The organism is Streptomyces sp. CBMA123, from assembly GCF_014596465.1.
Lineage (GTDB): Bacteria > Actinomycetota > Actinomycetes > Streptomycetales > Streptomycetaceae > Kitasatospora.
In genome coordinates this window covers 99,215-121,419 of sequence record NZ_MECK01000556.1, presented here as the reverse complement: position 1 = coordinate 121,419, position 22,205 = coordinate 99,215, and the positions used below count along the sequence as shown (strand labels likewise).

Sequence of the window (22,205 nt, the reverse complement as noted above, 5' to 3'; positions counted from 1 at the left end):
GTGTTCCCGGCGGGCCGCTGCCGCCGCTGCGTACCGGCGGGTAGTCGCCCCGACGGCCGTCCGCCCGCCCACGGCGGTTGTCCGCCCGCTCCGTCCGCCCACTCCGTCCGCCCACGGCGGCAGGTCAGGGCCGGCCGCCCCCGCCGAGCCTCGGCGTGGTCACCGGCGCCGCCGCGCCCACCAGCACCACCAGCTCGTGTCCGCCGGGATTGGCCTGGACCGGCACGGTGCGCCAGTTGTTGACCAGCCAGACGTTGCCCGAAGGGTCGATCTGGACACCGGTGTTGCGCTCCAGCCCGTCGCTCGTGTACCCGGTGCCGGGCGGCGAGATCGGCTCACCGGTGCGCGTCCCGGGCGGGCAGGCGGCCGGGTTCACGCCACACAGCCGGGCGACCCGGTGGCCGCCGAAGTTGGCCACCCACACGGTGTCGTCCCCGTCGACGGCTACGCCCCAGGGCAGGAACAGGCCGCCGTTGGTGAAGGGTTCGGGGGCCGGCGTCCCGTCCGCCCCGATCATGGTCACCGAGGTCCCCGGACGTGGACCGTCCTCGCCGGCCAGCGCGTCCGCCAGGTCGCCGGCGGTGCTGTCACCGCAGGGCACCGGCAGGATGCCGCTGTTGCTCACCCAGGCGTTGCCCCGGCTGTCGGTGGCCAGCCCCAGCGGCCGGCGCAGGCCCGCCCCGGTGACGGTCCGCTCCAGCGCCCCGTCGGGGCCCACGACCTGGACGCTGTCACTGCCGTTGCCGCTCACCCACAGCCGCCCGGCCGGGTCCACGGCCGCGCCGAAGGGCTTGTGCAGCCCCGGCGTGGCGATCTCCCGGGCCGAGGCCGCGTCGCCGTCCGGGATCCGGGCCACGCTGTCCGAGCCGCAGTTGGCCACCCACACCGTGCCGGAACGGTCGGCCGCCATGCCCTGCGGCTGCACGATCCCGGCACCGCGCCAGCCCCGCGGCGGGGACAACGGGGCGCCGTCCGGGGCGAACCGGGAGACGCTGCGCTCCAGCGGGGCCGGGTCGACCGGGCAACCACGGCCCTGGAAACCGAAGTTGGCGACCCAGGCAGTGTCCTTCGCATCCACGGTGACGCCGAAGCCCGCGCCGTACAGGCCGCCGCCCCGGTAGGGGGCGCCGGGGGCGTCCTGCCCGGTGGGGGTGAACTTCAGCACCGCGTCGCCGCCGCACACCGGGACGGCCGGGTCCGGGCCGTAGCGGTAGTTGTTGCTGGCCCAGGCGTTGCCGTCCGCATCGAAGGCGATGTTGCCGGGGCCGTCCAGCTCATGGCCGTTGCCCTCGTAGCGCAGTGCCACCGTCCAGGCGTCCGGGGCGGCCGGCAGCGCGGGCCGGTAGCGGGCGGTGGTGCCGGCCAGCGCGAACAGGGCGGCGGCGTTGTGGCCCGGGTCGTGGGCGATGTCCACGGCGGCCAGCAGGGTGTCGCGCGGCCGCGGGTGGCCCGGGCGGCGGGCCAGGTCCAGCAGCCGGTCGCAGGAGTCGCCGCTGACGCAGGACGCCAGCAGATTGGCCAGGGTGTTGAACTCGGCCATGGTGGAGGTGAGTTCGCCGTTGGGCGGCGCGGCGAGCAGCGGGGCGACGCCGCCGGTGCCGGTGTCGGCCAGGTTGTGCGCGACGGCCGCCGCGTTCGGCAGCCCGGGGGAGGAGCCGGCCACGCCGGCCGGGCCGGTGAACCGGGCCAGGGCGTAGGCCGCGGCCACCGTGGTCCGCTCGTTGACGACGAGTTCGGGCGGCGCCGCGGCGCCGCTGAGCACCGCGGCCAGCGTCACCGGCCCGCCCGCGCCCTCCGGCCCGGAACGCCCGCCGCTGCCGTGGTCGCCCCGCGGGCCCCCGAGGTCGGCCAGCACGTACAGCACCGCCCGCGGATCCCGTGGCCGACGGTAGTCCAGGCTGAACCGTCCGTCCCCGGCGCTACGGGCCCAGGCCAGCACTCGCGGCCGCCCGCCCTCGCCCTCCCCGGCCTGGTACAGCGTCACCTCCGCCCCGCCCAGCGGCGCGTCACCGCTGCGCACCACCCCGCACTGGCCGGCCGGCTCCCACCCGGCGGGGACGGCCGGTGCGGCGTGGGAGGGCCCGGCGGCGATCTGGGCCAGGAGGGCGGCGGTCAGCAGGACGCCGCGGCGTCGGCGCATGGGGGCTCCGTTCGGTCACTGGGGGAGGGGGCGCGCCCGGCGGGGCCGCCGCCCTCCTGAGTGCCACATCCCCGGGCCGCCCGCACGCGACCGGCCGCCGGACGCGACGGAAATTGCCCGGTACGGCCGAGCCGCACCCCCGGCGGTCGGCCCCGGCCCGGCCCCGGCACAGATCCCTGGAAACCGCCGAAAAGGGGGAGGGGCATCTTCGTGTTGCCGGGTGCGGCTACACGTAGCAGGTTGTGTCATTGCTGCCGGAAGTCGCGCCGACGTGCAGACGGAAGTGCACCTGCCGAGTCGCGCGGAAGTCCCGGCTCCGGGGCCTTGGGCCGACTTCCCGCGCATCACCGGCGAGTTGGCTAGACTGCCCCGGCCCGATGTGATCAAGAAAGGACAAGGATGATCATGGGGGGAACCTGGATGACCGCGACCGAGCCCGACCCCGCGGAGCCGGCGGCACCACCGATACGCCAGGACATCCCGCACAGCGCCCGGATGTACGACTACTTCCTCGGCGGCAAGGACAACTTCGCCGTCGACCGCGAAGCCGCCGAGCGCGTCCTGACGGTCTTTCCCACCATGCGCACCGCCGTGCGGGCCAACCGCACCTTCATGCACCGCGCCACCCGCGCCCTGGCCCGCCGCGGCCTGCGCCAGTGGCTGGACATCGGCACCGGCATCCCCACCTCGCCCAACCTCCACGAGGTCGCCCAGGCCGTCGAACCGCGCGCCCGGGTGGTCTACGCCGACAACGACCCCGTCGTGCTGGCCCACTCCCGCGCCCTGATGACCAGCACCCCCCAGGGCCGCACCGCCTACGTCCACGGCGACGTCCGCGACCCCGCCTCGATCCTGACCACCCCCCAGGTCGCGCAGACCCTCGACCTGACCCGGCCGGTGGTCCTGTCGATGGTCGCCCTGCTGCACTTCGTCCCGGACCTCGACGACGCCCACGCCATCGTCAAGTGCCTCCTGGACCCGCTGCCGGCCGGCTCCGCCCTGGTCCTCTCGCACGCCACCGCCGAACTCGACCCGCCCGGTGCCACCAAGGTCCAGGAGATCTACAACCAGGCCGGCACCTCCCTGCGGCTGCGCCCCGAGGCCGAGTTCGCCACCTTCTTCGAGGGCCTCGACCTGCTGGAGCCGGGCATCGTCCCCGCCCACCGCTGGCACCCCGACGGCACCGAGGGCACCGCCGAGCTGCTGCCGGCCGACGTCACCGACGCCCAGGTCTCCTTCTACGCGGGCGTCGCCCTCAAGCCCTGACCCGGCGACGGCACGCCGAGGGCCCGCGGCGACGCCGCGGGCCCTTCGTGGTGTCCCGGGCCGGGCTCAGCCCTCGACGGTCGAGACGTGCACCCCGGACACCGGCCCGGCCGGGAGTTCGGCCAGGCGCCGCTCCTGGGTGGCCGTCAGCCGCCGCACCAGCAGCACGGCGAAGACCGCGGCCACCGGCTCCAGCAGGTCGGAGGCGCCCAGCCACAGGGCGGACTCCCGGTAGGCGTCCGCGTAGAAGGCCTGCTCGTCGGACCGGCTGCCCAGCCAACCGAGCAGGTCGGCCCCCAGGAAGGTGACCCACCAGGAGTTGAGCAGCGCCTGGGGGAGCGGCTCGCGCACCCCGAGCCCGTCGGGGCGGGCGCCGGCCTGCCAGATGTCGCCGGTGATCTGCCGGGGGAGCCAGAAGTTGGCGACGGGGACGAACCAGCCGACGAGCGCCCACATCCGCCGGTAGCGGTGCCCGTGCGGGGCGAGGAACTCGGCGTTCACCCGCACCTGGTGGAACCAGGCGAGGAAGGCGACCACCGAGCCCGCCTGTGCCACCAGGTGGATCGTGCTCGCGGCCCGGGCGAGTCGGTCCGCGTCGCCGAACGCGTCGCCGCTCAGCACGGAGTGGGTGAGGATGTCGTCGGCCGCCGCGAACATCCGGACGTCGGTGTAGAAGGAGAACAGCGCCGCGGCGCCGGTGACGGCGAGCAGGACGGTGGCGGCGGTGGCGGCCGTCCGCGCGGAGCGGTACAGGGCGGGCGAGGACATCGGGCAGGGGCTCCAGGGGCGGACCAGGTCGACGGAGCGAAACCCTAGGGCCCGCACGTCCGTTCGTACAGTCCGTTTCGTCAACGGCCCGGCCGCCGCCGGGATCCCGTCCGGGTGACGCGGGGGTGGTTCCGGCCCCCGGCCCGGCCCTGGTCCGCTCTCCTGGAGCGGCCGACGGAACCCGCCGTCGCCGCACCCGGCGCGCCCCGCCCCGGAGGAGGAGTCCCGTGCCCTCGCCCTGTGACCCCCAGTACGCCCCCGCCGGCGATGTGAGCGCGGCGCTCATGGTGATCGACTCCCGGCTCAAGGCCCTCTACGACGGCCGGACCGGGACCGACCCCGAACACCGCAAGATGGTCGACCACCTCGCCGCGTCCATGGGCCCGGACGACTTCAGCGCCCTGCTGGAGGGCGCCTGCACCCTCATCTACCTGTACATGAACTGGCTGCGGACGGCCTGCGAGGACCACGGCAAGGACGTCATCGAGTACGTGGTGCCGACCCTGGTGGCCACCATGCGGATGATGCCCAGGACTTTCCGCCCCGAGGTCATCCCCACCATGGCCGGCCTGCTCGTCGCCGCCGGCAGCGGCCTGAGCCCCAACCTGTGGCGCGCGCAGTACGGCCCGTGGACGGACGCCGAGATGAACCCCCTGGAGGCCACCGCCACCCTGCTCGCCGAGTACGTCAACCGGATCTGCGGCGACGACCAGGAGTTCGCCACCCGCCTGATCACCGACGCCCTCTCCCGGGCCGACGAGGACGAGGGCGAGGGCGAGGGCGAGGGTGAGGGCGGGGACGAGGACTGACGAGTGCCTCACGAGGACCTGACGAGGCTTCACGAGGCCTCACGAGGGCTGACGAGGGCTGACGAGGACTGACCGGCCCTGCTCCTGGGAGGTCCTTCCGCGGTCCAAAAATATACCTGGGCGAAGGTATACGGCCAGAAACGGCAGGCCGATGGCCGTTCGGCACGGGAGCGATGCCATGTGGCCGCTAAAATACCTTCCCAAAGGTATGTAGATCTCCTACGATCGCTGCGATGCATGCCCCTCGGTCCGTGTCGCATGTCGGAGGACTCGTCGTGAAGCCTGAGACCGCAGCCGTCCGCGCCCAGGAGAGCCCCGCGTTCCGGTTACCCGGGCAGTGGGTGCCGGTGCTGTCCGAAGTGGTGGCGGTGCCGGTGGCCGCGCTGCTGCCGGGGGACTCCCCGCGGAAGGGGGGAGAGGACCCGGAGCACGTACGGACGCTGGCCGAGGTCGGCCCCGCGCTGCCGCCGATCATCGTCCACCGGCCGAGCATGCGGGTGATCGACGGCATGCACCGGCTGCGCGCGGCCGCCGCCGACGGCGCGCTCGTCATCCCGGTGCGTTACTTCGACGGGCCGCGGCACGACGCCTTCGTCCTGGCGGTGCAGAGCAACACCCGCCACGGACTGCCGCTGTCCCGCGCGGAGCGGCTGTCGGCGGCCGGACGGATCCTCACCACCCACCCCCGGTGGTCGGACCGGATGGTCGCCGCCGTCACCGGCCTGTCCGCCCGGACGGTGCGCACCCTGAGACACGACACCGCCGCCGCCATCCCGGCGGTCGCGACCCGGATCGGCCGCGACGGCCGCACCCGCCCCCTGGACAGCACCAGCGGCCGGCTGCGCGCCAGCGAGCTGATCGCCGCCAACCCCCTGGCCTCCCTGCGCGCGATCGCCGAGGAGGCCGGCATCTCACCCGGGACCGTCCGCGACGTCCGCGACCGCCTGCGCCGCGGCGAGGACCCCCTCCCCGCCGGCCGCCGCACCGCCACCCCGCAACCCGCGCCCGTGCCCGTGCCCGCCGAATCCGCCGAATCCGCCGAGCCCGGTGAGCCCGCCGGACCCGCGGGCCCCCGCGTCGCCCGCCGCACCACCACCGCGTCGCCCGCCGCCCAGGACCCGGTCCGCACCATGGAACGCCTGATGACCGACCCCGCCCTGCGCCTCAACGAGAGCGGCCGCCACCTGCTGCGGATGCTCACCAGCAGCCTGCCCCCCACCGCCCAGCGCGACCAGCTGGTCCGCAGCGTCCCCCCGCACTGCGCCGAGCGGATATCCCAGCTCGCCCTCGAATGCGCCGCCGCCTGGCGCGAGTTCGCCCGCCTGGTGGAGACCACCAAGCCCGCCCCCGGCGCTCTGAGTGCCTGAACACGCTCCGGCCGCACGGCCGTTCGCCGCCGCACCGGCGAACGGCTGTGCAAATGGGTTCGGTTCATCAGTCGCACATCACCCTTGACCAAAGGACGACCGACGGCCCCCCGCCGGGCGGAATTCCGCCGGAGCGGAAGAATTGCCGGTGACGTTCCGCACACCGGCCACCGCCGCGCTCCCGTACGGTCTTTCCGCCATCCGTGCCACCGGCCCGGCCGGGGCTGTGACCTGCGCCAAGTGGCCCGCCGAGCACGGCGGGCCACTTGGCGCTGCAACTGATCCCCCCACCTCCGGGGGTGCATTCCCTCGCCTATTCCGGACGGTCCGGACCCGCCCTTCGCAGCTGCCGTTCCGGGCGAATTCCGCGCTTGCGTGACGGCCCGTCCGGAAGGCAGAGTGATCCCGGTCCGGGAGGCCAGAACCCGGTGTACGAACGGCGATCCGGCCTCTGGATTCCCGCGGTCCGGCAGAGCGCAATCCGCGTCGGTTACGCCGAGCGTGCCGGCGGCCGTACCGCGTGACCGGCTCGACCCCTCCCTACGCCCTCAGCGCTCGAGGTGGAAACGACAACGCCATGATTGACGCACTCACCACCATCAACGGCAGTACCGGATCCCGTCAGCACCCGCCGGAGCAGCCGGCCGCCGACCCGGCCGACCCCGCCGACCCGGCCCCGGCGGACGCCGCCCCGCTCAAAGGGCCCGTGAAGTTCCTGATCGAACGCGAGCTGCGCGCGGGGGAGTTGCTGCGCCGCGCCGAGCCCAGGCACCACCTGTACTGGAGGCGGATGGCCGCCTTCGAGATCCTCCTGCACGGCGGCAGCTGGACCGAGGGCACGGGGGAGACCCTGCTGCTGCAGGTCGCCGACAGCGCGGCGCTGCAGCACGTCCTGGCCCAGGACCCCTACGTCCAGCAGGGGTTGATCCTGCGGACCAGGATCCGGGAGCTGGAGAACATCCTGGAGGCGGCCAGGGCGCTGCGCCCCGGACCGGGGCGCGAGGCCGCCGGGCCCCAGCCCGTCACCGAGCCGCTCAGCGCCCATGAGCGGCGCCTGGCCCGGATGATCCTGGATGGTCTGACGAATCGTCAGATCGCCGCGCGGCTGGGCGTCTCGCCGCGTGCCGTCGAGCAGCACATCACGCGGATCTACCGCAAGCTCGCGATCAGCCGGCGGGCCCAGCTGGCGGTGGCCCTGGACCGCTCGGCCGAGCCGGTCGGCACCGGGGCGGCCCGGGCGCCGTACCGGGAGGGTGGCTGAATCCTCCCGGCAGGAGCACCGGGCCTGGGCCCGGGGACCCGGCGGCCGGGTCCGGTCCGGCACGGTCAGACCAGTTCCGGCACGGTCAGACCAGTTCCGGCAGCGCCGCGCCGCTGCGCAGCGCCTGCAGTCGGCTCAGGACCTCGCCCTCGCCGAGGAGTTGCGCCACCCGGTACAGGTCGGGGCTGTTGCGCGAGCCGGTCAGGCAGACCCGCAGCACGTTGGCGACCTCCTTGAGCGAGCCGCGGAAGTCCTGCGGCGCGGCGCGGTAGGAGCGGGAGTCGGTGGCGAAGCCGTAGTCGGTGGCCACCGACCGCAGCCGGTCCAGCCACTGCTCGTCGGGCCCCGCGTGCCGGTACCCGCGCAGTAGCGCGTCGGCGAGGTCGGCGACGCAGCCGGGCTCCAGCGGCGCGAACCGCTCGTCGTCGGCGCGGGTCACCGGGGTGTGCAGCCCCGGGAAGGCGAAGCCGAACTTGGCCCGGAACTCGCTCCAGCACGCCAGGTCCTTGCGTCCGCCGCCCGCCCCGGCCAGCTCCAGCGCGCCCAGCGCGAGGACCCGGTTGGCACTCAACTCCCGGGCCAGCTCGGGGTCGTGCTCGCAGGCCCAGGACTCCAGCAGCTCCAGGGACCGTTCGGAGGGCAGCGAGGCGATGTGGTCGCGGCTGACCGAGCGCAGCTTGGCCAGGTCCACCATGGCGCCGGACAGCCCGGCTTCGTCCAGGGCGAGCGCCTGCTGGGCGGCCTTGTCCACCGGCAGGTCGGCCAGCCGGCTGTTGGCCAGCCCCCGCAGGTAGTGCCGCACCGCCGCCGCCGGGTAGCCCGCGGCCATGTAGTACGCGACGCCGGCCTCCGGGTCCTTGCGCTTGCTGAGCTTGCGGCGGCTGGAGCCCTCCACCTTCATCAGCGGCGCGATGTGCGCGTACCGCGGGGGCTTGAAGCCCAGCGCCTTGTGGAGCTGGTGGTGCAGCGGCAGTGAGGAGATCCACTCCTCGCCGCGCACCACCAGCGTCACCCGCATCAGGTGGTCGTCGACGACGTGCGCGAAGTGGTAGGTCGGCAGACTGCGGCCCTGCTGGGGCGACTTGAGGATGACGACGTCGTTGCCGTTGTCCAGCATCGTCAGCGAGCCGCGCAGCCGGTCCTGGAAGCGCACCCGGCCGGGGATCCCCACCGGGCAGCGGAAGCGCACCGTGAACGGCTCGCCGGCCCGGATCCGCCGGTCCGCCTCCTCGGGGCCCAGCCCGCGGCAGCGCGCCCACTTGCCGTAGTAGCCCAGCGGGGAGCGCGACTGCTGCTGCCCGGCGGCGTTGGCGGCCAGCACCTCGGACGAGCAGAAGCACGGGTACGCCAGGCCCTGGCGCACCAGCTCCCGTACGTAGCTGAGGTACACGTCCTCCCGCTCGGACTGCCGGTACGGCCCCCAGGCCCCGGCCCCCTGCGCCCCGTCCGAGGAGTCCGCCTCGTCGGGCACCAGGTCGAAGTAGCGGAACGCCTCGGCGAAGGCCTGCGCCGCCCCGGCGACCTCACGGCCGGTGTCGGTGTCCTCCACCCGTACCAGGTACGTCCCGAAGGTCTGCCGGGCCAACTCCTTGGACAGCAGGGCCACATAGAGCCCGCCCAGGTGGAGCGAACCGGTCGGGCTGGGGGCGAAGCGGGTCACCTCTGCCCCCGTCGGGAGGCCACGCTCCGGGTAACGTTCCTCCCATTCCTGCACCTCAGGCAGGCCCGAGGGGAACCACGAGTCTGCGAGCGCGCGGTCGAGCATTGCGGGTCCTTCCGTAGCCGAGTGTGTGTCCGCGGTCGGGCGCGGCGTCGACAGCGAGCTCCACTGCCTTCGGTTTCGAAGCTAGGACAGCTTCCGGCGCCGGGAGCCGGCCCGGCCGCCCGGCGGTGCGGGATCCCGAACCGCCGACCCGTCCCGGTGCGGCTGCGCGGGCCCGGCTGGGACAGGCTGATCACCGAAGCCCGGCACCGGTCCGCACGAACCGGCGGCGGCCGGGCGGCACCGAACCAAGGAGGTCGCGTGTTCCGCGCGTTACTACTCGGCCTGGGAGCGCTGTCCATCGGCACGGACGCCTACCTGACGGCCGGCCTGCTGCCCGACATCTCCCACGACCTGCACGGGTCGATGGCGCAGACCGGCCAGCTCGTCACGGCCTTCACCCTCTGCTACGCGCTCCTCGCGCCACTGCTGGGAGCCGCACTGGGCCGCTGGAACGTGCGCACCGTCCTGCTGGCCGCCCTGAGCGTCTTCACCCTCGCCAACGCGGCCAGCGCCCTGGCGCCCTCCCCGCTCGTCCTGCTGGTGCTGCGCGGCGTGGCCGGCGCCGGAGCGGGCGTCTTCATGCCGGTGGCCGCCACCGCCGCCTCAGCCCTGGCCGGCCCCGAACGCCGGGCCCGCGCCCTGGCCATCGTGCTCGGCGGCCTCAGCTCCGGCACCGTCCTGGGCGTGCCCGCCGGACTCCTGCTCGCCGGACACCTCGGCTGGCGCGTCGCGTTCTGGCTGGTCACCGCCCTCGGCGCAGTCGCCTGGGCCGGCACCGCCCGGTGGCTGCCCCCCGTCGACGGCGCCGCCATGCCCGGACTGCGCGCCCGCGCGGAACAACTGCGCGACGCCCGCGTCGGCCTGGCCGTCGCCGCCACCTTCGGACAGACCATCGCCAGCCTGGGCCTGTACACCTACCTGGTGCCCCTGCTGAACGCCCACCACGCCGGCTCGCCCACCCTCGGCCTGTGGCTGTGGGGCCTGGGCGGCGTCGTGGGCAGCTTCGGCATCGGCCCGCTGCTCGACCGCGTCGGGCGCCCCGGCCGGGTGGCCGCGATCCTGCTGGTCGTCCTCGCCCTGACCCTGCTGTGCCTGGCCGCGGCACCCGGCCCCGCCACCCTGCCGCTGCTGTTCCTGTGGGGAGCGGCCGGCTGGGCCTTCGTGGTCCCCCAGCAGCACCGCCTGCTGGGCTTCGGGCCCAGCGCCGGGGCCGGCGCCCTGGCCCTCAACAGCTCCGCCACCTACCTCGGCGGCGCCGTGGGCGCGGCCGCCGGCGGAGCCGTCCTGGCCGCCGGCACCGACGTCCGCCTGCTCCCGGTCCTGGCAGCCGCCGGCGCACTGGGCTCCCTGCTCCTCCACACGGCCGCGCTACGGCTGCGCCCCGCCGGCCCGGAGACGAGCGCGGAGACGATCCACCCCATCCAGTCCATCTCCCGGAGGCCGCGGTGAAGTTCGGCGTCAACGTTCCCAACTACGGTGAATCGGCCACCCCCCAGGGGATGAGCCGCTGGGCGGCCCGGCTGGAGGAGCTCGGCTACCACCAGCTGATGGTCTCCGACCACGTCGCCCTGACCCCCGAGGTCCAGCGGCTGTTCGCCGCCCCCTTCTACGACCCGTTCACCGTGCTGGCCTGGCTGGCCGGCACCACCAGCCGCATCGGCCTGGGCACCACCGTGGCGATCCTGCCCTACCGCCACCCCCTCCTGGTCGCCCGCACCGTCGCCAACATCGACCAGCTCAGCGGCGGCCGCTTCACCCTGGGCGTCGCGGCCGGCTGGGCGCCGGGGGAGTTCGCCGCCCTCGGCGTCCCGTACAACCAGCGCGGCGCCCGCAGCGACGAGTACCTCGCCGCCATCAAGGCCTGTTGGGCGGGCGAGCGGGCCTCCTTCCAGGGCCGCTACGTCTCCTTCACCGACCTGAGCACCGGCCCGCTGCCCGTCCAGCCCGCCGGCCCGCCGGTGTGGGTCGGCGGCCACAGCCGCGGCGCGCTGCGCCGCGCGGTGCGCTACGGCGACGCCTGGCACCCCACCTCCGTCACCGCCGAATGGCTGGTCAACATCGGCCTGCCGGCGCTGCGCGCCACCGCCAAGGAACTCGACCTGCCGGTGCCCGCCCTGGCCCCGCGGATCAAACTGCGCCTCACCGACCGCCCGCTGGGCCGCGAGCGGGTGATGGGCATCGGCACCCCCCAGGAGATCCGCTCCGACCTGAACCTGCTGGCGGACCTCGGCGTCGAGAACGTCGTCCTGGACCCCACCATGCCCGGCGAGGCCCGCACCCGCCGCCGCGAGGAGCAGGACCTCGCCGCCCTGGAGACCCTCGCCCGCGACGTCGTCGACCTCGCCACCGGCACCGTCGCCTGACCCCGCACCCCCGCCGCTGTTCCGTACGGGCAGGCAACCCCCCTCCCCGCACGGAACAGCGGCCCCACCACCGGACGTTGTGCCCTGACATGGAATCAGCCCCCGGACGCCTGCGGCACCCCAGCGAACTGGACCTGCGCAAACTCCAGCTCCTCGCCGAACTCGAACAGCACGGCACGGTCAGCGCCGTCGCCGCCGCCCTGCATCTGACCCCCTCCGCGATCTCCCAGCAACTCGCCGCCCTCAGCAAGGACTTGGGCGTACGACTGACCGAACCGGTGGGCCGAAGGCTGCGCCTGACCGCCCAGGCCCGACTCGTCCTGCAGCACACCACCCGCATCTTCGACACCATCGAGGGCCTCTTCGACGACCTCGCCGCCCAGCGCGACGGCGAGGCCGGCCAGGTCTCGGTGGCCGGATTCGCCACCACCCTGGCCCCGCTGATCCTCCCCGCCGCCGGCCTGCTCAAGCAGACCCACCCCCGGCTGCGCACCGCGCTGGCCGAGGTCGACCCGCCCGACAGCTTCGAGCGCCTCTCCCGCGGCGAGACGGACGTCGCCATCGCCGTGGAGGCCCCCGACGCCCCCGCCCACGACGCCCGCTTCGACAAGGTCCCGCTGATGCGCGAGATCTTCGACGTCGCCCTGCCCACCGGCCACCACCTCATCGACGCCCCCACCCTGGGCCTGCCCGACCTCGCCGACGAGGCCTGGATCTTCGCCACCGTCGGGATGTGCCAGGAGATCCCGCTGGCCGCCTGCGCGGCCGCCGGCTTCGTGCCCCAGGCCACCCACGCCATCGGCGACTGGGAGGCCACCTTCGCCGCCGTGCGCGCGGGCCTGGGCATCAGCCTGGTCCCGCGCCTGGCCCGCCCGGTGGCCCGCGACGGCGTGGTGGTGCGGGAGTTCACCGACGCGCCCAGCCGCCGGGTGTTCGCGGCCGTACGCCGCGGCGAACAGCGCGTCCCGCAGATCGCCGCCGTCCTGGACGCCCTGCGCGAGACCGCCGCCGCCGAGGAGTCGAACGCCCTGCGCGCCGCCGACCAGGACGCTTAAGCTCCCGCTTCAAGATCATCGGTAGCAGAGTTTGATGGACGCCGCAGGGACGCGGATGTGACGCTCTTACTCACAAGGGCCCGCGACCACGTCCCCGCGGAACCCCTCCCAACACGGCAAGTCCGGGAGCAGCCACGGCTGCCCTCCCGCGATCCGCCGTGCCCGGAACGGATCCCCGTCCGGATCCCCACCATGCCGGGGCGTGCGTGAGAAGAGGGAATGTCATGTCGAAGGCCGCATTGATCCGTCTGAGCGTACTCAGCCTCGTCTGGGGATCCGTCTTCCTCTGGATCAAGCTCGCCGGTGACGGCTTCTCGCCCGTGGAGATGGTCTTCGCCCGGCTCGTCCTGGGCGCCGTCGTCGTCCTGGGCATCGGCTTCGCCAAGCGCCAGAGCCTGCCCAAGGGCCGCAGCACCTGGGGCCACATCGTGGTCGCCGCCCTGCTCGGCAACGTCCTGCCCTGGCTGCTCTTCGCCTACGGCGAGCAGACCGGATCCAGCAGCATCGCCGGCATCCTCAGCGGCACCGCACCCGTGTGGACCATGACCGCCGCCGTCGCCCTCGGCTCCGAGAAGCGCCTGGGCCTGGGCCGCATCGGCGGCATCGCCCTCGGCGTGCTCGGCGTCGTCCTGGTCTCCGCCCCCTGGAGCCACGACACCCACGTCACCACCGAGAGCCTCGTCTGCTGCGTCGTCGGCGCCATCAGCTTCGGTTCCAGCTTCGCCTACGTGGGCCGCTTCCTGGCCCCCCGCAAGATGCCGGTGTTCATGCTCGCCGGCAGCCAGCTGTCCACCGCCGCCGTCCTGAGCGCCATCGCCGCCCCGTTCCTGGGCCTGCCCGCCATCCACGCCACCGCCAAGGCCACCATCGCCCTGATCGTCCTCGGCATCGTGTGCACCGGCTTCGCCGTCCTGCTCAACACCATGATCATCACCAAGGACGGCGCCGCCGCCTCCGCCACCGTCGTCTACCTGATGACCGTCGTCTCCGTCATCCTCGGCGGCGTCGTCCTCGGCGAGCCCCTGGGCTGGACCGTCATCGCCGGCACCGCCGCCGTCCTGGGCGCCACCGTCCTGCTGCGCCGCAAGCCCCAGCCGGCCGCCACCCCCGCCGCCCCCGCCGCCACGGCCACGCCCGTCCCCGCCGCCGTCCCGGCCGAATAACCACCCACCCCCACCCGGGCCCGGGGAAGGCCACCACCTTCCCCGGGCCCGACCCATGACCCCGCACCCCGACCCGCCCCGCCAGCACACCCGGAGACCCCGATGCCGTACATCGCCGAACGCACCTTCCGCGACGGAACCAGCAACCACCAGGCCTGGACCCAGCACCGCTCCTTCCTGCAGGGCCTGGAGAACCGCGGCCTGCTCATCGGCGGCGGCACCTGGGAGGGCGACGGCGGCGAACTCCTCGTCCTCAACGTCTCCGACGAGGTCTCCCTGCACCGCCTGCTGCGCACCGACCCGCTGGCCCGCCACAGCCTGGTCGCCCGCTCCCAGGTGCGCCAGTGGCACCTGGCCTTCGGCCACCCCGCCCTGACCGGCCGCCCCGAGACCGAGGACAAGGCCGCCGGCCACGGCCCGCTGACCCCCCACGAGGGCCGCATCGCCCGGCTGATGCTCGACGGGTACACCAACCAGGCCATCGCCGAGCGCCTGGGCGTGGGCTGCCGCGCCGTCGAGCAGCACATCACCCGCATCTACCGCAAGCTGTCCATCCAGCGCCGCGCCCAACTGGCCAACGCCCTGCACGGCGCCACCGTGCACCGCTTGCCGACCCGCCCCGAACTGCTCACCGCCTGAGCGCCCACCGCGGAACCACTCACTGCGTGATTCCGTAGTGCCTCCCCAGCGGAGCGTTCCTAGTGTTGCACCGGCCGCCCAGGAAGGGCGCGGACACCTCCCGCGCCAGGGCCCGAGCCCTACGGACGCATCTCCCACCGCTGAATGAGGTCCCGTCATGTCCCTGCACTCCGCCGCGCGCGTCGGCGTCATCGTCCCCTCCGGCAACGCCGCGGCCGAGCCCGAGATCGCCGAGCTGATGCGCCCCACCGCCAACGTGCACACGGCCCGGTTCCCGCAACTGCCGGGCCAGGGGCTGCGCGAGCGCCTCGACACCTACAACGAGATCCTCCCGCAGGTCCTCAGCACCTTCGGCAAGCTCGCCCTCGACGCCGCCGTGGTGGCCTGCAGCGGATCGCACTACCTGCTCGACCCCCAGGGCGACCGCCGCCTGTGCGACCAGCTCGGCGACAGCGCCGGCTACCCGGTGACCTCCTCCACCCTGGCCACCCTGGACACCTGCGCCGACCTCGGCATCACCGACCTCGTCCTGGTCTCCCCGTACGAGCCGTGGCTGACCGAACTCTCCCGCAGCTACTGGGAGCAGGCCGGCCTCAAGGTCGCCCGGGTGCTGCCGATCCAGGCGGGGGAGCGGTTCTCCCCCTACGACGTCACCACCGAGGACCTGGTCCGCCAGGTCGAGGCCGCGAACATCGCCGACGACGCCGCCCTGCTGTTCACCGGCACCGGCATGTTCACCTTCGACGCCCTGCAGACCCTGGGCACCGGCAACGACCGCGTCCTGCTGACGTCCAACATCTGCTCCGCCCGCTGGGCGTACAAGCACACCGGTGCCCCGGCCGGCGTCACCTCGCAGCCCTGGCAGCTGAACCGCCTCGCGGTCCAGGCCGCCGGCCGCACCGCATGAGCGTCGCCCGCCGGCCCGTCGTCATCGTCGGCGCCGGCCCGGTCGGCCTCACCACCGCCCTCGTCCTGGCCCGCGCCGGCGTCCCGGTCACCGTCCTGGAACAGGGCCCCGCCCTCTCCACCGCCTCCAAGGCCTCCACCTTCCACCCCGCCACCCTCGACCTCCTGGAGGAACTCGGCGTCGCCGACGACCTCATCGCGGCCGGCCGCCGGGTGGAACACATCCAGTGGCGCGCCCTCGACCAGCGGGTCATCCACCAACTGCCCTACGCCCCCCTGGCCGGCCACACCCGCCACCCCTACCGCGTCCACGTCGAGCAGTCCCGCCTCACCCCCCTGCTCCTGGACGCCCTCACCACCCACCCCCACGCCGAGGTCCACTTCGACACCACCGTCCTGGACGTGCGCCCCCACGGCGACACGGTCCGGCTGTGGACCCAGGGCCCCGGCGGCCTGCGCCTGCCCCTGGACGCCGACCACCTGGTCGCCGCCGACGGCAGCCGCAGCCTGGTGCGCACCGCCCTCCACCTGCCCTCCGAGGCCCGCCCCTACCCCTCCTACGCCCTGCGGGTGGTCACCGACACCCCGCTGGACGCCCTCATCCCCGGCCTGGCACCCCTGGCCTACGTCCGCGACCCGGCCCAGTCCTTCAGCATCCTCGGCATGCCCGACCACTGGCGCCTGATCTTCCGGATGCCCCAGGCCACCGACCGCGACCACGCCGCCGACCCCGCCCACGTCCGCGACCTGCTGCGCCGCGCCCTGCCCGGCGTCGCCGACCAGGTCGGCGTCACCGACGCCCACACCTACCGGCTGGCCCGCTTCGTCCTGCCCGACTACCGCGCCGGCCGGGTGCTGTTCGCCGGCGACGCCGCCCACCTGACCTCCACCGCCGGCGGCATGAACATGAACTGCGGCCTGCACGACGCCGTCGCCTTCGGCCGCGCCCTCGCGGGCGTCCACGGCGGCTGGCTGCCCGACACCGCCCTGACCACCACCGCCGCCCAGCGCCGCGCCGCCGTCCTGGACGCCGTCCTGCCCCGCAGCGAGGCCCGCACCGCCGGCCTCGACGACACCAGCGCCCTGCAGCGCGCCCTGGACGACATCGGCCGCACCGCCGCCGACCCCGAGCGCACCACCGAATACCTGATCAAGGCGTCCCTGCTCGACTGCGCCCCCCGTCCGCAGCTGAGCCACTGACCCGCCGGCACCACCCGCCCGCCGTCCCCACCGTCCCCGCCGTCCTTGCGACCCCAGGAGATGAGACACGTGCGCATCTGGTTCCACAAACACACCGTCGAGGGGCGCCTGCCCCTCCTGGACACCTGGTACCGCGAGCACCTCGACGCGATCAAGGGCCCCGACACCGAGATCGACATCAAGACCCTGCCCGCCCAGACCTACCCCTCCAACACCCCCTTCGGCCTGGTCGGCCACCACGCCGCCCAGGTCCTGTTCAGCGAGCACTTCGCCCACAGCGCCGTGGCCGCCGAACGGGCCGGCTACGACGCCTGGGTGGTCGCCGCCGGCCAGGACCCGGGCCTGCGCGACGCCCGCCACCTGGCCGGCATCCCCACCCTCGGCTACGGCGAGACCGCCTTCCACCTCTCCGCCATGGCCGGCTACCGCTTCGGCCTGCTCGGCTTCATGCCGCCGCTCCAGGAGCCGATCCAGGCCAACGTGACCCGCTACGGCCTGGACTCCTCCCTCGCCAGCTACGAGGTGGTCCCCGGCGGCTGGGACGGCGTCCACCGCGCCCTGGAAGGCGACGACGACCTGTTCCTCACCACCTACACCGAGGCCGCCGAACGCGCCGCCAAGGCCGGCGCCGAGGTCATCATCCCGGCCGAGGGCATCCCCAACGAGATCCTCTGGAACCGCGGCATCCGCGAACTGCACGGCCTGCCCGTCATCGACCCGGCCGGCCTGGCCGTCAAGTTCGCCGAACTGTCCGTCACCCTCCAGCGCCTGGGCATCTTCAACCGCTCCACGGCCGGCTACTGGTTCCACCGGCCGGACCCGGAGATCACCCGCCACCTGGAGAAGGTCTTCCTCGGCGCCACCCTCTGAGACCTGCCCGCACCCCGCCCCACCCCGTCCCACCCGGAGCCCGCCCCCCACCGAGGCCCCGCCCGTACCACCCCAGCCCCGTCAAGGAACAGCCCGTCAAGCACGAGCCCCGCTAAGGAGCACCGACCCGTCATGAGCAACCACCAGTCGATCCTCGGCCCCTCCCCGTTCAGCACCCCGGCCGGCGCCCCGCTGCACCGCCCCCGCCGACTGCGCCGCACCCCCCACCTGCGCCGCCTCGCCGCCGAGACCCAGGTCAACGCCAGCAACCTGATCCAGCCGCTGTTCCTGCGCGAGGGCCTCACCGAGCCGCGCGAGATCCCCTCCATGCCGGGCGTCTTCCAGCACACCCGCGACTCCCTGCGCAAGGCCGCCACCGAGGCCGTGCGGGCCGGCGTCGGCGGCGTCATGCTCTTCGGCATCCCCGAGCACAAGGACCCCCAGGGCACCGGCGCCCTCGACCCCGAGGGCATCCTGCAGGTCGCCCTGCGCGACGTCACCGCCGAGGTCGGCGCGGACACCGTCGTCATCGGCGACATCAACCTCGACGAGTACACCACCCACGGCCACACCGGCGTCCTGGGCCCGGACGGCGACGTCGACAACGACGCCAGCGTCCAGCTCTACGCCCAGGCGGCCGTCGTCCAGGCCGAGGCCGGCGCCCAGATCGTCGCCCCCAGCGGCATGATGGACGGCCAGGTCCGCCACATCCGCGCCGCCCTGGACGCCGCCGGCCACGGCAGCGTCGCCATCCTCGGCTACTCCGCCAAGTACGCCTCCGCCTTCTACGGCCCGTTCCGCGACGCCGTCGAGTCCAGCCTGGAAGGCAACCGGCGCAGCTACCAGCAGCACCCCGGCAACATCCGCGAGTCCCTGCGCGAGGTCGCCCTCGACCTCGCCGAGGGCGCCGACATGGTGATGGTCAAGCCCGCCATGGCCTACCTGGACATCGTCCGCATGATCGCCGACCGCGTCGACGTCCCCGTCTCCGCCTACCAGGTCTCCGGCGAGTACTCCATGATCGAGGCCGCCGCCGCCAACGGCTGGCTCGACCGCGACGCGTCCGTCCTGGAGAGCCTGCTGTCCATCCACCGCGCCGGCGCCGACCAGATCATCACCTACTGGGCCACCGAGTTCGCGCCGCGCCTGGGCGCCTGAGGCCCCGCACCGAGACGACACCCGTCGGCCGCGCCCCGGCCGGCCGACGGGCCGTCACCGCCCCCGGCCGGGCCCCGCCCCGGCCGGGCCCCGTCGGACTACTGAGGTGTGAAATACCGTGCAACGACCGACTCCCGAGAGCAGCACCCTCGTCGCGGTGGGGCTCAGCCACGCCACCGCCCCCCTGGAACTGCTCGAACAGCTCTACGAGACCCCCAACCCCCTGGACGACCTCGTCAGCGAGATCAACACCCAGGGCCTGGGCAACGCCGTCGTCCTGTCCACCTGCAACCGGCTCGAGGTCTACCTCGAAGCCGCCCCCGGCGACGACCCCGCCCCCGCCCTCAGCGACCTGATCGCCCGTCACACCGGCGTCGACGCCGACGACATCGCCCCCTACCAGTACGTGCGCACCGCCGACGACGCGCTGCGCCACCTCTTCCAGGTCGCCTCCGGCCTCGACTCCGTCGTCCTGGGCGAGGACCAGATCCTCGGCCAGATCAAGGAGGCCCTCGACCGCTCCCAGCGCGCCGGCGCCACCAGCGCCAGCCTCAACAAGGCCGTCCAGGCCGCCCTGCGCACCGGCAAGCGCGCCCGCAACGAGACCGGCCTCAACGAGGCCGGCCGCTCCCTGGCCACCGCCGGCCTGGCCTTCTTCGAACGCACCGTCGGCTCCCTCGACGGCAAGACCGCCCTGGTCATCGGCGCCGGCTCGTTCGGCGGCGTCGTCCTGGCCGCCCTGCGCCGCTCCGGCCTGACCACCATCCACATGGCCAACCGCACCCCGGAGAAGGCCCAGCGCCTGGCCGAGACCGCCGACGGCCAGGGCTACCCGCTCGAGGAGATCCCCCGGCTGCTCGCCGACGTCGACGTCGTCGTCAGCTGCACCGCCGCCACCGAACCCCTGGTCACCCACGACCAGGTCGCCCACGCGATGACCCAGCGCGCCGGACGCGAGCTCTACCTGCTCGACCTCGCCCTGCCGCGCAACATCGACCCCCGGGCCGGCGAGGTGCCCGGCACCGTCCTGGTCGACCTCCAGCGCATCGCCCGCGACGGCGGAGACGACGAACTGTCCGTCTCCAGCGTCCAGGAGGCCCACCGCATCGTCGACGCCGAGGTCGACACCTTCAAGGCCGCCCAGCGCGCCGCCCGCGCCACCCCGATCCTCGCCGCCCTGCGCACCAGCGCCGCCGAGGCCACCACCGCCGAACTCGACCGGCTGGCCCGCCGCCTGGACGCCCTGGACGAAGAGGCCCGAGAGGCCGTCGCCCAGAGCATCCGCCGCATCGTCGACAAGATGCTCCACCAGCCCACCGTCCGCGCCCGCGAACTGGCCGCCGCCCCCGACGGCGACGTCTACGTCCAGGCCCTGCACGCCCTGTTCACCCCCGAAACCCGCGCCCCCGCAGGCGCCCAGGAGGCTTTGGTATGAGCGCGATATCAGCGCTGTGGAACGCCGACTCGATCGCCGTCATCGGCGCCACCGAACGCAAGGGCGCCCTGGGCCGCAAGCCCATGGACTACCTCCTGCGCTACGGCTACCAGGGCCGCATCCTGCCCATCAACCCCCGCGGCGGCGAGATCCTCGGCGTGCCCGCCTACCCGAGCCTGCGTGAGGTGCCCGGCACCGTCGACCTGGCCCTGATCATGGTCTCCGCCGACCGCGTCGCCGGCGCCGTCGACGACTGCGTGGCCGCCGGCGTCCCGCTGGCCGTCATCGCCTCCTCCGGCTTCGCCGAGACCGGCCCCGAGGGCGCCGCCCTCCAGGAGCGGATCGTCGCCACCGCCCGGGCCGGCGGACTGCGCCTGATCGGCCCCAACTGCATCGGCGCCGTCAGCTACAACACCCGTGTCCTGGCCACCTTCAGCCCCCTGTTCGGCGCCGACGACGTCCCCTTCGAGCCCGGCACCCTCGGCTTCGTCAGCCAGAGCGGCGCCCTGGGCTTCGGCGCCGCCAGCCTCGCCCTCCAGCGCGGACTGCGCCCCGGCTGGGTGGTCAGCACCGGCAACGACGCCGACGTCACCGCCCTGGAGGTGCTGCGCGAACTCGCCGACGAGCCCGCGTGCACCGGCCTGGTCGGCTACCTCGAGGACATCCCCGACATCGCCACCCTGAAGGCCCTCAGCGCCTCCGGCAAGCCCGTCGCCCTCCTCAAGTCCGGCCGCACCGAGGCCGGCAGCCGCGCTGCCGCCTCCCACACCGGCGCCCTGTCCACCGACGACCGCGTCCTGGACGCCGCGCTCAAGCAGCTCGGCATCGCCCGCGTCGACGACATCGACGAACTCCTCGACACCGCCCAGGCGTTCGAGTTCCCGCTGCGCCCCAAGGGCCCGAAGGTCGCGGTGGTCACCACCTCCGGCGGCTCGGGCATCCTGGCCGCCGACGCCATCGACGCCGGCCTGGAGCTCAGCCGCCTCTCCCCGGAGAGCACCGCCGCGCTGGCCGAGATCGTCCCGGCGTTCGGCTCGGTCGACAACCCGGTCGACATCACCGCCACCGTGCTCAGCGACCCGACGCTGTTCGACCGCTCGCTGGACGTGCTGATCGCCGACGACGAGGTCGACATCATCCTGGCCTGCTTCTGCGTCATGGCCGGCCCCGACGTCGAGAAGGCCGTCACCGCGCTGTCCAAGGCCGCCCGCAAGGGCGGCAAGCCGGTGTTCGTGGCCCGCACCGCCGCCGACTTCCTGGCCCCCGACGCGGCGCAGCAGATGCGCGCCGCCCAGCTGCCCGACTTCCCCACCCCGGCCCGGGCGCTGCGCGCGGCCGCCAACCTGTGGCAGGTCAGCCGCCCGCGGGCCGAGGCCCAGGCCCCGGCCGCGGCCACCGCGGCCCCCGCCGAGGGCGCGAGCGAGCCGCAGCTCAAGCAGCTGCTCGCCCAGGCCGGCATCGCGGTGCCGCGCGGACGCACCGTCACCACCGCCGAGGAGGCCGTCGAGGCGGTGCGCGAGGTCGGCGGCCGGGCCGTGGCCAAGGCCGTCGTCCCGGGCCTGCTGCACAAGAGCGAGGCCGGCGGCGTGAAGGTCGGCGTCACCACCGAGCAGGCCGCGCAGGCCTTCCAGGACCTCGCCGCGCTGGGCGGGGACGTGCTGGTCGAGGAACTCGTCGCCGAGGGCGTGGAGTTGCTGGTCGGCGCGCGCAGCACCCCGCTGGGCACCGTGCTGACCGTGGGCCTGGGCGGCATCTTCGCCGAGATCCTCGACGACGTCAGCCACCGCCTGCTGCCGCTCGCCCCGGGCGAGGCGGCGCGGATGCTGGCCGAACTGCGCGGCGCCCCGCTGCTGGACGGCGCCCGCGGCACCGAGCCGGCCGACAAGGACGCCATGGCCGAGCTGCTGCAGAGCGTCGCCGACCTGGTCGCCGCCTGGCCGGACGGCTTCGAGCTGGACCTCAACCCGGTGCGCGTCCTGCCCAAGGGCGCCGTCGTCCTGGACGCCGCCTACACCGTCACCGCGCCCGCCCAGGACTGAC

The 22,205-nt window shown here is 74.2% G+C and carries 18 protein-coding genes; 15 read left to right on the top strand and 3 right to left on the bottom strand.

Annotated features, from left to right (window positions below):
* Positions 1-124: 124 nt before the first annotated feature.
* Positions 125-2,140 (bottom strand): NHL repeat-containing protein, encoded by a 2,016-nt coding sequence (locus BG452_RS36985; RefSeq protein ID WP_188308717.1) that lies wholly within the window; start codon positions 2,138-2,140, stop codon positions 125-127.
* 420 nt (positions 2,141-2,560) lie between these two features.
* Between BG452_RS36985 and BG452_RS36980 the strand changes: the two genes are divergently transcribed.
* Positions 2,561-3,406, top strand: coding sequence for an SAM-dependent methyltransferase (locus tag BG452_RS36980; RefSeq protein ID WP_188308716.1), 846 nt, complete (start codon positions 2,561-2,563; stop codon positions 3,404-3,406).
* A 66-nt stretch (positions 3,407-3,472) separates the two neighbouring features.
* Here BG452_RS36980 and BG452_RS36975 read toward each other — a convergent pair whose 3' ends face one another.
* Complete coding sequence (locus BG452_RS36975) at positions 3,473-4,174, bottom strand: DUF4328 domain-containing protein (protein ID WP_188308715.1); 702 nt, start codon at positions 4,172-4,174, stop codon at positions 3,473-3,475.
* 227 nt (positions 4,175-4,401) lie between these two features.
* Here BG452_RS36975 and BG452_RS36970 point away from each other — a divergent pair, with 227 nt between their 5' ends.
* The 3 genes from BG452_RS36970 to BG452_RS36960 all read left to right on the top strand — a co-directional run bounded on the left by BG452_RS36970 (position 4,402) and on the right by BG452_RS36960 (position 7,611).
* Entirely contained in the window at positions 4,402-4,983 is a 582-nt protein-coding gene (locus BG452_RS36970) for a hypothetical protein (RefSeq protein ID WP_188308714.1), read from the top strand.
* Between the two features lie 275 nt (positions 4,984-5,258).
* A complete protein-coding gene (locus BG452_RS36965) occupies positions 5,259-6,350 on the top strand; it encodes a ParB/RepB/Spo0J family partition protein (RefSeq protein WP_317621406.1) in 1,092 nt (363 codons plus the stop codon).
* A 577-nt stretch (positions 6,351-6,927) separates the two neighbouring features.
* Positions 6,928-7,611: a helix-turn-helix transcriptional regulator gene (locus BG452_RS36960; protein WP_223243256.1), complete on the top strand. Its 684-nt coding sequence runs from the start codon at positions 6,928-6,930 to the stop codon at positions 7,609-7,611.
* Between the two features lie 85 nt (positions 7,612-7,696).
* On the opposite strand, the gene BG452_RS36955 is transcribed toward BG452_RS36960, so the two are convergent.
* On the bottom strand, positions 7,697-9,271 hold the full coding sequence (locus tag BG452_RS36955; RefSeq protein ID WP_317621405.1) for a glutamate--tRNA ligase: 1,575 nt from the start codon (positions 9,269-9,271) through the stop codon (positions 7,697-7,699).
* Positions 9,272-9,634: 363 nt separating this feature from the next.
* On the opposite strand from BG452_RS36955, the gene BG452_RS36950 reads away from it, so the two are divergent.
* The 11 genes from BG452_RS36950 (at position 9,635) to BG452_RS36900 (ending at position 22,204) form a co-directional block, all read left to right on the top strand.
* Entirely contained in the window at positions 9,635-10,825 is a 1,191-nt protein-coding gene (locus tag BG452_RS36950; protein WP_188308711.1) for an MFS transporter, read from the top strand.
* A complete protein-coding gene (locus BG452_RS36945; RefSeq protein WP_188308710.1) occupies positions 10,822-11,739 on the top strand; it encodes a TIGR03619 family F420-dependent LLM class oxidoreductase in 918 nt (305 codons plus the stop codon). The genes BG452_RS36950 and BG452_RS36945 overlap by 4 nt, the downstream gene beginning before the upstream one ends.
* Positions 11,740-11,828: 89 nt before the next feature.
* Positions 11,829-12,794, top strand: coding sequence for a LysR family transcriptional regulator (locus tag BG452_RS36940; protein ID WP_223243255.1), 966 nt, complete (start codon positions 11,829-11,831; stop codon positions 12,792-12,794).
* Between the two features lie 224 nt (positions 12,795-13,018).
* Positions 13,019-13,957 carry a DMT family transporter gene (locus BG452_RS36935; RefSeq protein ID WP_188308709.1) on the top strand — a complete coding sequence of 313 codons (939 nt, stop codon included), beginning with the start codon at positions 13,019-13,021 and terminating at the stop codon, positions 13,955-13,957.
* A gap of 102 nt (positions 13,958-14,059) precedes the next feature.
* Complete coding sequence (locus BG452_RS47400) at positions 14,060-14,596, top strand: helix-turn-helix transcriptional regulator (protein WP_262986100.1); 537 nt, start codon at positions 14,060-14,062, stop codon at positions 14,594-14,596.
* A 157-nt stretch (positions 14,597-14,753) separates the two neighbouring features.
* Complete coding sequence (locus BG452_RS36925) at positions 14,754-15,503, top strand: arylmalonate decarboxylase (RefSeq protein WP_188308708.1); 750 nt, start codon at positions 14,754-14,756, stop codon at positions 15,501-15,503.
* Positions 15,500-16,702, top strand: coding sequence for an FAD-dependent oxidoreductase (locus tag BG452_RS36920; protein WP_188308707.1), 1,203 nt, complete (start codon positions 15,500-15,502; stop codon positions 16,700-16,702). The genes BG452_RS36925 and BG452_RS36920 overlap by 4 nt, the downstream gene beginning before the upstream one ends.
* Before the next feature lie 69 nt (positions 16,703-16,771).
* Positions 16,772-17,572: an aspartate/glutamate racemase family protein gene (locus BG452_RS36915; protein WP_188308706.1), complete on the top strand. Its 801-nt coding sequence runs from the start codon at positions 16,772-16,774 to the stop codon at positions 17,570-17,572.
* Between the two features lie 132 nt (positions 17,573-17,704).
* Positions 17,705-18,730 (top strand): porphobilinogen synthase, encoded by a 1,026-nt coding sequence (gene hemB / locus BG452_RS36910; protein WP_188308705.1) that lies wholly within the window; start codon positions 17,705-17,707, stop codon positions 18,728-18,730.
* Between the two features lie 118 nt (positions 18,731-18,848).
* Complete coding sequence (hemA, locus tag BG452_RS36905; protein ID WP_188308704.1) at positions 18,849-20,165, top strand: glutamyl-tRNA reductase; 1,317 nt, start codon at positions 18,849-18,851, stop codon at positions 20,163-20,165.
* Complete coding sequence (locus tag BG452_RS36900) at positions 20,162-22,204, top strand: acetate--CoA ligase family protein (protein ID WP_188308703.1); 2,043 nt, start codon at positions 20,162-20,164, stop codon at positions 22,202-22,204. Before hemA ends, BG452_RS36900 begins: the two co-directional genes overlap by 4 nt.
* Position 22,205: the final 1 nt, after the last annotated feature.